The sequence below is a fragment of the Methanobrevibacter sp. AbM4 genome (assembly GCF_000404165.1).
In the GTDB taxonomy this organism is placed as follows: domain Archaea; phylum Methanobacteriota; class Methanobacteria; order Methanobacteriales; family Methanobacteriaceae; genus Methanarmilla; species Methanarmilla boviskoreani.
In genome coordinates this window covers 1,421,328-1,435,311 of sequence record NC_021355.1, presented here as the reverse complement: position 1 = coordinate 1,435,311, position 13,984 = coordinate 1,421,328, and the positions used below count along the sequence as shown (strand labels likewise).

Here is a 13,984-nt window from a genome sequence, read left to right as displayed (position 1 = left end):
CTTTTTTTTATTAATATTTCTGAGATATTTATTTTAAAATTATAAAAATTTATAAAATGAGTATATAATAATATAATATATTATACTATTTTATTTTGAAAATTTAATTTTACTTCTTATTATTAAATAATTTATGACTTGATTGATATGATATTAAAATTTAAAAGATGTTTAGATATTGAGGGGGTTATTCAAGCTCCTCCATCAAAGAGTTACACTCATAGAGCTATTATTTTAGCTTCACTTGCAGAAGGTGAAAGTTTACTTTTCAATCCTTTAATTTCTGAGGATACACTTGCAACTTTATCTGCATGTTCCACTTTAGGTGCAAAGATTACTAATTTTTCAGATTATATTGAGGTTGAGGGGGTTGGCGGTAAAGTTTCCCCTAATTTTGAACCTTTAATTGCAGGTGTTGAAAGGGAACCTATTATTGATTTGGCTAATTCCGGAACATCCCTTAGACTTTTAACATCTGTTGCAGCTTTAGGTAATAATAAAGTAATATTTACAGGGGATGAATCACTTAAAACAAGACCGATGGCTAATCTTTTAAATGCCTTAAGTGATTTAGGTGTTAAAACAGAATCTGATAATGGTAAAGCGCCTATAACTGTCTATCCAGGTTTTACTGGAGGAAATACTTCTATCTCTGGTGATGTGTCCTCCCAGTTCATATCCTCAATTCTTATATCAGCACCGTTAAGTGAAAAAGGTGTTGACTTAGAAGTTTTACCGGAATTTGTTTCAAAACCTTATGTGGATATGACTATTGATTTAATGAATAAATTCTCCGTTAATGTAGAATCCTGTGAGAATATTAAACATGATTCCTGTAGTAAAGATTATAAATCATGTACAGTATCCAATTTTAAAGTTGAACCTCAGATGTATGAGGGTTGTGAGTATACAGTTGAAGGGGATTATTCTTCCTGTTCATATCTTCTTGCAGCCTGCTGTATATTTGGTGGTGAAATTACTATATTAAATCTTTTTAAAGATTCTAAACAAGGAGATAAGATTATTTTAGATATCTTAAGCAAAATGGGTGCAGATATTACCTGTGATGACTCCTCTGTAACTATTAAATCCGATGGAAACCTCAATGCAATTGATACTATTGATTTATCAGATGCTCCTGATTTACTCATTACCGTTGCGGTTTTAGCATCACTTGCAAAAGGTAGAACTAAAATCATTGGAATCGGTCACACCAGATTTAAGGAAACAGACAGAATTTCCACTACATGTGAGGAACTTAGAAAATGTGGCTGTGAACTTGAGGAGTTTGAGGATTATATTATAATCAACGGCCAGACTATGGATAAGAATAAGGAGATTATTTTATCTTCCCATAAAGATCATAGGCTAGCCATGGGATTGATCTTACTAAATCTTAAGGGCTATAATGTTTCAATTGAAGACGGTGATGTCTTCAATGTGTCTTTCCCGAATTTCATTGAACTTATGAAAGAAATTGGTATAAATTTAAAATTAGAGTATGAGGCATAATCATGACAGATAATCGTGTTGATAGGATTAAAAAAATCATGAAAATTTTAAATGAAAATTATACCATTAGGGTCGTATGTAACAGGGATCCATATAAGGTTCTTATTAGAACTATTTTATCCCAGAGAACGAGGGATGAAAATACAGACCAAGCTACTGAGAATCTTTTCAGTGTTTATCCTGATATTTATGCTGTAGCCGATGGGTCAATTGAAAAAATTCAGGAACTTATAAAACCTGCTGGTTTTTACAGAGTTAAGGCAGGCCGTATTAAGGAGGTTTCCAGAATTCTAATAGATCAATATGGTGGTGAGGTTCCAGATGATTTAAAGGAGCTTATGTCACTTCCAGGTGTTGGAAGGAAAACTGCTAATTGTGTTTTGGTATTTGCTTTTAATGAATCTGCTATTCCGGTAGATACCCATGTTCATAGAATTTCAAATAGGTGGGGTTTTGTAGATACTAAAAAACCGGAAGACACTGAAAAGGAATTAATGAGTTTTGTTCCAAAAGATTTATGGATAGAACTTAATGATCTGATGGTACAGTTTGGTCAAACCATATGTAAGCCAACTTCACCCCAATGTGAAATTTGTCCGATTTATGATTTATGTGATTATGATCCATTGAATGATGAAAAGGATAATTAATATATTTTAATTTATCATTTTACTTTGATTTTGCTCTTTTTCAAATAACTTCCTTATATCTATTATTTTTTATTATTTCAAATATTTCTAAATTTAAATCAAAACATTTATAAGTAACAAAATTAAATATAACTATAGTTATATAATGAGGTTTATAATCTTAAAAATTTTTGCGATATTTATAAACTTGTTATATGATTTTTTTTAAAAAGCCTTCAATTTTAATTGTTGGCTAGATTGTTGAGATGTTTTTATTAAATTTAAATTAAGAAAAATCTTACATTTAATAAATTATAACAATAGTTATATTTTATATTAAATGTAATTTTTTTAAATATATTTGAAATAATATTTATTAAAAATTATAATACGTTAAGGAATTAATGACAACAATTATATTATAATATACATCTTAAATAATAAAACAAAAATTTGTTAAACTTTAAAAAATAAAATTATATTAATTGAAATTATGGTGATAAAAAATGGTCAACTTACCAAAATTAACAAGAGGAATAGCAGAAAACGTTACAGAAATTATAGGAAATACTCCATTAGTAAGGTTAAATAATTTAGCCGGAGACTTAGATGCAGATGTGCTTGTAAAGGTTGAGGGTGTCAACCCTTCAGGTAGTGTAAAAGATAGAATCGGTGTGGCATTGATTGAAGATGCTGAAGAGAGAGGAATTTTAAATAAAGATTCTGTAATTATTGAGCCAACAAGTGGTAACACTGGTATTGGACTTGCATTTGTAGCTGCACAAAGAGGATACAGATTAATTTTAACAATGCCTGAGACCATGTCTGTTGAAAGGAGAAAATTACTTGCAGTATATGGTGCTGAAATTGTATTAACTCCTGGTTCAGAAGGTATGGGTGGAGCTATTGCTAAAGCTGATGAATTACTTAAAGAAATTCCAAATTCTGTAAACCCTGCACAGTTTAAAAATCAAGCAAATCCAGAATTCCATAAGAAAACCACAGCTCAAGAAATTTTAAGGGATACTGATGGAAATGTGGATATTGTTGTAGCAGGAGTAGGTACTGGAGGAACTATTACCGGTATTGCAGAAGGTATCAAAGAGGTAAATCCCGATTTAAAAGCTGTTGCAGTTGAACCTGAAACATCACAGACTTTAGGTAAAGGTGAAAAGGGTCCACATAAAATCCAGGGTATTGGTGCAGGATTTGTTCCAGAAACTTACCATGGTGATGTAATAGATGAAATCGTACCTGTAAGTGATGATGATGCAGCAAAAACTTTACTTGCACTTGCAAGAGAAGAGGGTATTTTTGCAGGAATTTCCTCTGGAGCAGCAACTTATGCGGCTTTAGAACTTGCCCGTAAACCTGAAAATAAAGGTAAAACCATTGTAGCTATTTTACCAGATTCAGGAGATAGATATTTATCTACCGAGTGGGTTTTCAGTGATATTTATGAGAAATATGGTCCTGAAATATTTCCACAGGATTAATTTCAGAGTTTAAATTCGAATAGTAATTTTGAGAATTAGATTAATATTAATCTAAAATCATTTATTTTCTTTTTTTAAATCATTTAAATTATTTTAAATTCTGAATTAATTTTATATATTATATAATTAAAAATATATAATAATTAAAATTTTTTTAAATAATTTTTAGGTGATATCTAATGTTTAACAGAATAAGAGAGGATATTGTAACAGCTAAAATGAGAGATCCTGCATGTAGGAGTTCTATCGAAGTCTTATTTTGTTATCCTGGAGTTTATGCAATATGGTTCCATTTATTTAGTCACTGGTTATGGATTCACGGAGCTAAATTTTTAGCAAGATTTAATTCAACAATTGGAAGATGGTTAACTGGTGTTGAAATCCATCCTGGTGCTCTTTTAGGTAGAAGGGTTTTTATAGACCATGGTATGGGTGTTGTAATAGGTGAAACTACTATTGTTGGTGACGATGTGTTAATTTATCAGGGTGCCGTTTTAGGGGGTACTTCATTAGAGAAAAAGAAAAGACATCCTACTGTTGAGGATGCGGTTGTAGTAGGTGCAGGTGCTAAAGTAATGGGGGATATTACAATTGGTTATTCCTCTAAAATTGGTGCTGGCTCTGTTGTGCTTAAAGATGTTCCACCACATTCAACCTGTGTAGGCATTCCTGGCAGAGTGGTTAAGTCTAAAACCAATTCATGTCCTTTAGATTTAGAACATAATAAACTTCCAGATCCTGTTAAAGATAAAATAAAATCTATTAATAAACGTCAATCTGATATTGAAAAAGAGATTACGGCTTTAAGAGAATTATATACCGCACAGTATTCCGGAACCAAGTATGAAAATTTTAAAGAATAATTTTTAATATTATTCCTAGATTCATTTTATTTATAATATTATTGAACCTGGATAAAAGATTCATTATCAATTTAATTTAGGTGTGGACTTTTAGATTTTTTTTATTTTCTTAATTTTTTTTAATAAAAAATTATATTTTATTTATAAGATTGGATTAATATTACAATGTTATATTTTCTTTATTTTTTAAAATACAGCTATTTTTGAATTTTTTTTTAATATTAACCAGTTAAATTAGCTTTTTTACGGCTAATTTCCCTTTAACATCATTATTTTATTATTGGATACTTTTATATACTAGAAAATTATAATAATATTTAAATAAGTTAACAATAGTAAAGTTTATTGATAAAAGTTGTAGAATTTATATATTTAAATAAAAAATATGAGGGGATTAAAATGAAACCACCTTGTGAAATGGTAGTTTGGTATGTAATTCCAGCAATTCGTTCTGAATTAGCTAAACAACTCTTATCTTTAGGTATGAAACAAAAAGATATCTCAGAGTTAATGGACATTACTCAACCAGCAGTTAGTCAATATATTACTGATAAAAGAGGTAGTGAGTTAGAACTTTCAGATGATGTTAAGGCATTAATAAGAAATTTTGCAATTGATCTTTATAAGGGGGATGCTAAAAAATTAGATATTATACCACGTACATGTGAGATATGTCGTTTTATTAAAGCGGAAGATGTAATGTGTCAATTACATCATGATAAAGGTAATATGCCCCTTGAATGTCATGCCTGCTTAGGTTCTAATATGAGATGTTAAGATACTTTAACTTTTATTAAAACCTCTTTTTTATTTTTTATTTAAAAAAATTTATATGCTATGAAAAATACATAACTTTATATACTAGTTTTTACTAAAATTATAATGTTGAATAAATTGGCAAGGTGACCGAGAGGCTTAGGTGCGTGGCTGCAGACCATGATACTGGGGTTCAAATCCCTATCTTGCCTTTAAATTATTTAATCTGACTTTTTTTTATTATTTAAGTTTCTTGTGATAGTTTTTATTATAAATTTTCATTGATTTTTAGATATGTCCTACTATTTTTTTTTAAGAGATTACAAAATTTTATATGTTATAATTAAAAAAATATTAGTATTATATATTTAATAGACTTAAAAAATTATAGGATTCATGAATTCTTAAATTTAAATGTTTGAATACTATTTTTAATAATCAATTTTAATTTTATACAAAGAAATGGAGAATATTATGAATAATAATAAGAAAGAAAATAATACTTGTTCACTTAAATTATATTCTACTTTAACACGTAGAAAAGAATATTTTAAACCAATTAATAAGAATATAGTAAAATTCTTTGTATGTGGACCTACCGTTTATAATGATGCTCATATAGGTCATGGTAGAACTTATATATCTTTTGACATGATAAAAAGATATTTGGAATATAAAGGTTATTCAGTTATTTATATGCAAAATGTTACTGATATTGACGATAAAATTATCAATAGGGGAAAGGAAATCGGAAAGGTAAATGATGATTTAAGTTCAGTATGTTTTGACCTTGCAAGAAAGTATGAACGTAGATATAATGAGGATATGGAATCCCTAAATGTTAAAGGTCTAAACCTTCAAATGAGAGCAACAGATCATATGGATAAAATCATTAATCAAATTGAGAGATTAATAGAAAAGGGTTATGCATATGAAACAGATACAGGAGTTTATTTTCAGGTAAATAAATTCAAGGATTTTGCCAAATTGTCCAATAGGAAAATAGATGAACTTGAAGGTCATAGACTTCAGGAAGATAAAACTAAAAAGGATCCTAGGGATTTTGCTTTATGGAAGAAAAGGGATGGTATTGAATATTATGGTGAACCTGTATGGAGTTCCCCATGGGGTAAAGGTAGACCTGGATGGCATATTGAGGATACCGCAATTACTGAGGAATACTTTGGTGAACAATACGATATTCATGGTGGAGGTCTTGATTTAATATTCCCTCATCATGATGCAGAAATTGCACAGATGGAAGCGGTATCAGGTAAAAAACCGATGGTTAATTATTGGTTACATACAGGATTTTTAAATGTTGACGGGGAGAAAATGTCAAAATCTCTTGGAAACTTTATTACAATTAGAGATTTACTTAAAGAAGTATCTCCAGAGACCTTTAGATTCTTTGTATTATCCACCCATTATAGAAGTCCTATAGATTTCTCAAAAGACAGTCTTCACCAGGCAGGTAAGAGTTTGGACAAGATTAAATCATATGTTAATGATATTGATGAGATTCTAAATAGTGAATTTGAGGATGAGGATGTCATAGAAGATAAAATCGATTCCCTTGAATCAACTAGTTATGATGTTTTAAAATCCACCATTGTTTCTTTCTTCAATGCAATGGATGATGATTTTAATACTCCTAAAGCTATCGCATCTTTGTTTGAATTAATTAGTGAATCTAAAAGTCAGCTAAAAGACCTGGATATTAATGATATATTGGCTATTAAAGGATTTTTAGTTACTGTTAATGATATTTTAGGAATTTTTTTCCTTGATGATAATGGTAACAATGGGGATAACGAGGAAGCTTTACTTGATTTAATCGCAGACACCCGTAAAAAGCTTAGAGCTAATAAACAATATGATTTATCCGATGATATCCGTGCAAAATTAACTGATTTAGGTTATGAAATTAGTGATTAAAAATTTCATTTCCTTAATTATTGATTTTCAATATTAAATTCTTTTTTTTTAATCTCTTTTTTATTGATTTTAGGTTTCTACTGTTTTTCAGCTATTACTATCTTGTTGATTTTATATGTTTCTACTGTTTTTTAGCCATTTATTATTGATTAAAAATTAATCATTTTTCCAATTTAATAACTTTATTATAATCTATTTTTTAATAAATTTTTAATTTTTAATTATTCTCTGCTGATTATCTTTTTTATAAATTTATTTAGATATAAACATTTAGATAGTTTAAATAATCCTATTGTTTTAATTAATTCTATCTTTCTTTAAATTAATTTCTTTATTTTTATCTTGTTTTTGATTTATAAGATATATATAAATAATATTTAAAGAGTATAATTTTTAATTTTTCATTGATTTTAAAATTTAATATTCTTGTTTGAGAAGATTATCTGTAAAATATTCTAATTATAATCCTCATCGGATTTAAATATCTAAAATAAATTTGGTATTTGAAAAACAGTAGTTTGGTAATTTAAAAATTAGTTGCTTTGGTTTAAAAAAAGTTGGAAGTAGATTGGGAATTATTTTCCTGCTTCTACTTCTTTATTAATATAATTCGGTCTATGGTTTTGGATATATTCGTCATATTTTCTACAACCGGGATCGCCTGCAAGGTAATCTCCAGTAATGGTATATGCTCTTGCTCTACATCCACCACAGATGTATTTGGATTCACATTCGCTACAGCTATCTTTAAGAATATCTTTATTTCTTAATTCCTTTAGGACTTTACTGTTTGTCCAAATGTCGTCCATATCATCTTCTTTAATGTTTCCTACCCTAAGTATCTCATCATGTGGGAAGAAGACACATGGGTAAATATCACCGTTAGGTTCTATACCAAGATAGAACCTTCCTGCACCACAGCCTCCAATAAATCTTGAAAGTTCCATCATTGCAGGGTTACTGTATTCTACATTATAGAAGTGGGTAGGAATTAATGTTTTATCATCATCCCTATCAAGATCTGCAGGATTTGTATGGACAGCAATATCTGCAAATTGTGGGGCTGTAGATAATATTTGTAATTCTCCTTTACCATTTTCTCTATAGATTAAATTTAAAAGTTCCAATCTGTCCTCTGCAGTTAGATCTAATTCCCTTGCCTCAGAACCTTTACCCGTTGGAATAAAGTTATATAACATAAACCATCCGACTTTTAGTTCTCTCATGAAATCAATCATATCGGGGATTTCATTTTTGTTTTTCTGTGTAACTGTAGTTGAGACCTCGACAAATGCATCGGTTTCATTGAAGTTTTTTATGGCCTGTACTGCATGTTCCCAGGAACCAGGTACCTGTCTAAATTCATCATGTGTTTTAGGGTTAAGACCATCTAAACTAATCTGTACGAATTGTAGACCTGCATCCACAATTTCTTGAACCTTCTCCTTTTTGGAGTATATGTAACCATTTGTTGCCATTGACACATACATTCCTAGACTGGAAGCATATCTAACATAATCCACTATATGTGGATCTGTACTAGGTTCTCCACCTGAAAATGCAATTGAAATTACACCTGCATCAGCTAATTTTTTAATTCCTTTAAAAATTTCATCGGGACTAAGCTCATCATCACCTTTGCGTCCTGCGTTTTCATAACAATGTAGGCATTTAAAGTTACATTTTCTTGTAATGTTCCATACAATCTGGTAAGGTGCTCCAGGTACAAATGGTGTTTGTACACCAAATTTGGCCATACCCTGGAATGTAGTAACTAATCCTCTTATCCATGTCTCATCCTGCATTGCTTTCATGAAACTTTCTTCTGGTGTATCAAAAGTGGATAAACCTTTGTTAATTATAAGTTTAATACTAGGAACTAATACTTTACATTTTAAACAGATATCATCTTGAAGTCCTACAATGTATCTTAGTGCAGATTCAAGTCTTGTTTCTCCACATTTATCACAATAGGAAAGTGCACTATTAAGAACTTTATGAGAGATTGAGCTGTTTACAATGTTTTCAAAGGTTTCTATCATTTGTTTTGTATTTGCAGCTTCTTCCTCTGGGGATTTATTTTTGCTCATAAAATCATCTCGCCTATTTTTTTATAAAGTATTAACAAATTTATATTATAATCCTAATTTTTTAAAGATTATCTAATTTTGTGAACTTATTTCACAAAATGTTCATTATATAAATATTTTTTCAATTATTATTACTATTTTTATAATTGATATACTTTATTATTTTTTATAACTCTCTAATAAAAAAACGGTTGTTTGTTCACTTTTTAAAATTTGTCTAGACTATTATTTATTTCATTAATTTTATTTTATCAATTTATTTCTCTTTTATTTTACAAAAAAAGTAATATGTTCAAGTTAAAGTCTTTTTTAAAGTTTTTTATTAAGATAAACTTGATGTGTAATTTATTCAATAGGTTTTTTTTATGGATTTTAATTTGATCCTAGGTATGATTAAAAAAATTAGTAATACTCTTTTCTTTGTTTTAAGGGTCTTAAAATTTCAATTGTCTAGATATCAGTTAGTTTTTGAATTGTTTTTTTTTTAAGTTTTAGAAAAAATTTTTAAGAATCTCCAAAAGATGGGTAAGTAGTGATTATTCACTACTTCTGCCATCATCTTTATAGGCATAGTATGCTGCAATAATACCTATGATGAAATAAATAATTATGGCATACCATACATTAGGTTGTGTGAAATAGTAAATTGCATATGCAATAATTAATGTGATAATCCATGTTGCTATTCCATAACCTGTCTTGCCTTGAGCAGCTTGACCTATTCCTGGTAGGAAAAAGGAGATAACTGCAGCACTTTTATTACTAACCATTTTTATCATCCCTTTTAATTTCTAATTAAAAATGGTTTATATGTATATATAAAGCTTTTCTTTGTTATCTATCTTTTGTTTTATGTTTAAACATTTATAACACTATATTTAAACATTTAATTTTATTTTGTTTAATGGATTTAGAATTAAAACTCTTTTATCCCTTTTTTATCTTATTTATTTCTTTAATTCTTCTTATTTTTTCATTAATTTAATACCTTTTCAAACAATTTTAGTTTTAAGTAATGTTTTATTCTGGTTTATCGCTTTTGGTTATTTAAAAATTTTTTTCATGTTTTTATATTCTTAAAGTTAATCATGAACCATTTTTTGATTATTTGTTCATTCTAGGGTTTTAACTGTACAACATTGATATTTTGTACATATAAAAACTTTTATTTATTATTAAATACATACAATATTCTAAATTTTTTTTACAATTAGGAGGAAAAGAAAATGGTTTCTAGAGGAAAAACTAATAAAACGGGTATAGATGAAGCTTTAGTTAAGGCACTTGGAAATCTTCTAATTGATAATTCTATTGAAAATATTAAAGTTATAGACATCTGTAAGGAGGCAAATATTCCAAGAAGTACCTTTTATTATCATTTTAATGATAAATATGAATTATTGGAATATATGGTTAAGTCTTTAACTAGTAATATTGCAAATGAAGTGATTAATAATAACCCCTCAAATATTAGGGAATATTATTCTAATTTAGAAAAGATAATTACTCATTATATTTATGATAATAAAGAGTTGTATTCCTCAATCATTCTTAAAAATGAAGATATGAGAACCCTTAAAATCTTAGGGGATATAATATCCGATGATCTTAAAGAAAGATTATATGAGGAGGAAGAAAAGGGTTATAAATTTAAATATCCTGTTGAGGTAGTTTCAGAATTTTACGTTGGTGGAATTTCAAGATTATCCTCATTTTGGATGAAAAATATTGATAAATATGGTCCTGATGACTTATATAGATATTTGGATGAGTTAACAACTTCCTTATTTGAATAGACTATCAAAATCAATATTTTTTATTTTTTTATTTTATTTTATTTTGGATCGTTTCTTACTAATAAGAGGAAATATTTTTAGAATTATATTATATTATATTATTATTTTAAGATTTTTTAAAGTACCCATTTTCATATTATTATAAATTATATGATTATCAGTTATTTTTAATTGATTCTTTTCCAGATTTTAATAAAAACTGTAATATTTTTAATCTTTATTCATATTCACTTATTTTTTGTTTAAATGATATTTTTTAGTTGTTTTTTCAGTTTTCTTTTAATTTCTTATTTTTTTATATAAAATAATGGTTATTAATGAGAAATTATTTAAAACATCTTAAACTTATTATTATATAGGAAGCCGATTTAGCTTTTTTAATAAAATTTTTTTTATAAACTTTATAAATATCATTAATTTTTAATTATTTATAATGATAAATTATTTATATTACAATAATTAAATAATACATGTTTATTAATTTGGAAACTAATCCCTATCGGATTTTTCCAAAAATTATTTAAATCTTAAAGTGAATTAATGATAAAATTAATCTAATGGCAAAAAAGATTACTATTTAGTTTAATTAGATTATAGTATGTTTGTTATATTAAATCAGAGTATAATGACTCTTTAATTCTAATTTTAAGTAATTTAATTTTTAACTGAATTAGATTAACTATGGGAGACAAAATATGGATAGTCTTGACAAGATGTTTAAACCAGATTCTGTTGCAATTATAGGGGCATCAAATTCTGAAGGTAAAGTAGGATATATCATTGTTAATAATTTATTAGAGGGTAATTATAAAGGAAAGATTTACCCTATAAATCCTAAGGACGATGAGATTCAAGGATTAAAATCTTATAAAAGTGTTTTAGATTTACCTGAAGCACCTGATTTAGCTGTTATTTCAATTCCATCTAAAGGAGTTAATCCAGTTCTTGAAGAATGCGGTAAAAAATCTATTAAGAATGTAGTGGTGATTTCTGCAGGATTTAAAGAGATTGGTGGTGAAGGTGTAAAATTAGAAGAGGAACTTAAATCCATTGCTGAAAAATATGATATGAATCTTATTGGACCGAATAGTTTAGGTATTTCCGATTCTCACACTCCATTAAATGCTTCATTTTCACAATCTATGCCTCCTAAAGGTAATATGGCATTTATTTCTCAAAGTGGAGCTATGATGGTAGCAATTATTGATTGGAGTTTCACTTCCGGAATTGGTTTCAGTAAATGTATTTCCCTTGGAAATAAAGCAGGAACTACTGAGATTGAACTTATTGAAAATTTAGCAAACGATCCAGAAACTGCTGTAATTACTGTTTATCTCGAGTCAGTTAGTGAATCCGATGATTTCATTAATACATTAAGAACAGTATCCAAGAAAAAACCTATTGTGGTACTTAAATCTGGTTGTAGTGTTGCAGGTGCTGCTGCTGCATCATCACATACTGGCGCACTTGCAGGAAGTGATACCGCATTTACAACCGCATTTGAACAAGCAGGTATTTTCCGTGTAACAACTATGGATGAATTATTTGAAGTTGCTTCTGCATTTTCTAACTGTGAACTTCCGAAAGGACGTAATATGGCAGTTATTACAAATGCAGGTGGAGGGGGAGTTCTCTCTGTAGATTCAATGGAAAGACACAACATTAACATTGCCGATTTTTCCGATGAAACTGTTAAAAAACTTGAAGAGATTTTACCTCTAGAGGCGGCATGTACAGATCCAGTTGATGTGTTGGGGGATGCACCTACCGATAGATATAAAGATACCTTAGAAATTCTCTTAGACTCTGATGAGGTAGACGTTATTTCAATTATTGTCTGCCCTACTGCTAAGGCGGATACCGATGGAATTGCAGATGCGATTATTGAGGGTACTAAAGATTCTAATAAGCCTGTACTTGTTGTAAATATGGGTGGTCCTTCATTCACTGAACCAAATAAAAAGTTAAGGGAAAATGAAATTCCGGTTTATGTTTTCCCTGAGTCAGCAGTTAAAGTAACAGATTATCTCGCATCATTTGAGGAATTGCAACATAAGAAATTCGATACACCTGTTGATGATATTGACGATGTTGATAAGGAAGCTGTTGAAAAAATCTTTGAAAAGGTCAAAGCTGATGGAAGAGATACCCTGCTTGGTAGTGAGGCTTATGCTGTGGCTGAGGCCTATGGAATCTCAGCAGCACCAATCAAACTTTCAACCTCTGCAGAGGAAGCTGCAGATCTTGCTGAGGAAATGGAATTTCCTGTGGTACTTAAGATTGCCTCAGATAAGATATTACATAAATCAGATATTGGTGGTGTAAAGGTAGGAATATCTAATAGGGATGAGGCTAAAGAGGCATATGATGAGATTATTGCAAATGCTAAAAAAGCTCACCCAGACATAGTACCTGACGGTGTGGAAGTACAGAAAATGATGGATTCCGGTATTGAAGTCATTGTTGGTATGGTACGCGACGAACAATTCGGACCAATGATTTCCTTTGGTATGGGTGGAGTATTAGTTAACCTTATCGAGGATGTTTCATTTAAACTTGCAAAAGGTTTAAGTTCTGAGGAGATTGATGAACAAATCAATGAAACCAAAGTATCTAAATTATTAAAAGGATACCGTGGAGAGGCTCCTGGAGATATAGACGAGGTTAAAAACACTATCAAACGTGTTGCAAAATTAACACTTGACTTTGATGATATCTCCGAATTAGATATAAACCCAGTATTTGTTTATGAAGAAGGATCAAGTGCTCTTGACATTAAGATCAAATTATAATTTTTAATTTAATCTTTCTTTTTTTAATTTTTAGCTATTTTTTATTAAACTGATTTTTAATTTTTTTCATTGTTTTTAAATAGTTTTTTTTAATTTTTGATTATGCTTTTTT

At 28.9% G+C, this 13,984-nt stretch carries 10 protein-coding genes and 1 tRNA gene; 9 read left to right on the top strand and 2 right to left on the bottom strand.

Annotated elements, in window-relative coordinates; all coding sequences use genetic code 11:
* The first annotated feature begins 147 nt into the window (after positions 1 to 147).
* The 7 genes from aroA (at position 148) to cysS (ending at position 7,194) form a co-directional block, all read left to right on the top strand.
* Positions 148 to 1,512, top strand: a complete 1,365-nt coding sequence (gene aroA / locus ABM4_RS05945; protein WP_016358777.1) for a 3-phosphoshikimate 1-carboxyvinyltransferase — start codon at positions 148 to 150, stop codon at positions 1,510 to 1,512.
* Positions 1,513 to 1,514: 2 nt separating this feature from the next.
* Positions 1,515 to 2,162 carry an endonuclease III gene (nth, locus tag ABM4_RS05940; protein ID WP_016358776.1) on the top strand — a complete coding sequence of 216 codons (648 nt, stop codon included), beginning with the start codon at positions 1,515 to 1,517 and terminating at the stop codon, positions 2,160 to 2,162.
* A 485-nt stretch (positions 2,163 to 2,647) separates the two neighbouring features.
* Positions 2,648 to 3,637: a cysteine synthase A gene (gene cysK, locus ABM4_RS05935; RefSeq protein ID WP_016358775.1), complete on the top strand. Its 990-nt coding sequence runs from the start codon at positions 2,648 to 2,650 to the stop codon at positions 3,635 to 3,637.
* Positions 3,638 to 3,816: 179 nt separating this feature from the next.
* Complete coding sequence (gene cysE, locus ABM4_RS05930) at positions 3,817 to 4,500, top strand: serine O-acetyltransferase (RefSeq protein ID WP_016358774.1); 684 nt, start codon at positions 3,817 to 3,819, stop codon at positions 4,498 to 4,500.
* A 399-nt stretch (positions 4,501 to 4,899) separates the two neighbouring features.
* The gene (locus tag ABM4_RS05925; protein ID WP_016358773.1) at positions 4,900 to 5,277 is read left to right on the top strand and encodes a transcriptional regulator; all 378 of its coding nucleotides are present in this window, start codon (positions 4,900 to 4,902) and stop codon (positions 5,275 to 5,277) included.
* A 119-nt stretch (positions 5,278 to 5,396) separates the two neighbouring features.
* Positions 5,397 to 5,468: transfer RNA gene (locus ABM4_RS05920), tRNA-Cys, on the top strand.
* Between the two features lie 262 nt (positions 5,469 to 5,730).
* Entirely contained in the window at positions 5,731 to 7,194 is a 1,464-nt protein-coding gene (cysS, locus tag ABM4_RS05915) for a cysteine--tRNA ligase (RefSeq protein ID WP_016358772.1), read from the top strand.
* Between the two features lie 575 nt (positions 7,195 to 7,769).
* On the opposite strand, the gene ABM4_RS05910 is transcribed toward cysS, so the two are convergent.
* A complete protein-coding gene (locus ABM4_RS05910) occupies positions 7,770 to 9,284 on the bottom strand; it encodes a radical SAM/SPASM domain-containing protein (protein WP_016358771.1) in 1,515 nt (504 codons plus the stop codon).
* A 536-nt stretch (positions 9,285 to 9,820) separates the two neighbouring features.
* Entirely contained in the window at positions 9,821 to 10,054 is a 234-nt protein-coding gene (locus ABM4_RS05905; RefSeq protein WP_016358770.1) for a hypothetical protein, read from the bottom strand.
* Positions 10,055 to 10,510: 456 nt separating this feature from the next.
* Here ABM4_RS05905 and ABM4_RS08795 point away from each other — a divergent pair, with 456 nt between their 5' ends.
* Together ABM4_RS08795 and acs are read left to right on the top strand one after the other, a co-directional pair.
* Positions 10,511 to 11,080: a TetR/AcrR family transcriptional regulator gene (locus ABM4_RS08795; protein WP_016358769.1), complete on the top strand. Its 570-nt coding sequence runs from the start codon at positions 10,511 to 10,513 to the stop codon at positions 11,078 to 11,080.
* A 695-nt stretch (positions 11,081 to 11,775) separates the two neighbouring features.
* Positions 11,776 to 13,872, top strand: coding sequence for an acetate--CoA ligase alpha subunit (acs, locus tag ABM4_RS05895; RefSeq protein WP_016358768.1), 2,097 nt, complete (start codon positions 11,776 to 11,778; stop codon positions 13,870 to 13,872).
* The last annotated feature ends 112 nt before the right edge of the window (positions 13,873 to 13,984 follow it).

What these genes read in the sequence shown, in the direction of transcription:
- aroA (WP_016358777.1), top strand. Translation starts at nt 148, where the DNA reads ATGATATTAAAATTTAAAAGATGTTTAGATATTGAGGGGGTTATTCAA.
- nth (WP_016358776.1), top strand. Translation starts at nt 1,515, where the DNA reads ATGACAGATAATCGTGTTGATAGGATTAAAAAAATCATGAAAATTTTA.
- cysK (WP_016358775.1), top strand. Translation starts at nt 2,648, where the DNA reads ATGGTCAACTTACCAAAATTAACAAGAGGAATAGCAGAAAACGTTACA.
- cysE (WP_016358774.1), top strand. Translation starts at nt 3,817, where the DNA reads ATGTTTAACAGAATAAGAGAGGATATTGTAACAGCTAAAATGAGAGAT.
- ABM4_RS05925 (WP_016358773.1), top strand. Translation starts at nt 4,900, where the DNA reads ATGAAACCACCTTGTGAAATGGTAGTTTGGTATGTAATTCCAGCAATT.
- cysS (WP_016358772.1), top strand. Translation starts at nt 5,731, where the DNA reads ATGAATAATAATAAGAAAGAAAATAATACTTGTTCACTTAAATTATAT.
- ABM4_RS05910 (WP_016358771.1), bottom strand. Translation starts at nt 9,284, where the DNA reads ATGAGCAAAAATAAATCCCCAGAGGAAGAAGCTGCAAATACAAAACAA.
- ABM4_RS05905 (WP_016358770.1), bottom strand. Translation starts at nt 10,054, where the DNA reads ATGGTTAGTAATAAAAGTGCTGCAGTTATCTCCTTTTTCCTACCAGGA.
- ABM4_RS08795 (WP_016358769.1), top strand. Translation starts at nt 10,511, where the DNA reads ATGGTTTCTAGAGGAAAAACTAATAAAACGGGTATAGATGAAGCTTTA.
- acs (WP_016358768.1), top strand. Translation starts at nt 11,776, where the DNA reads ATGGATAGTCTTGACAAGATGTTTAAACCAGATTCTGTTGCAATTATA.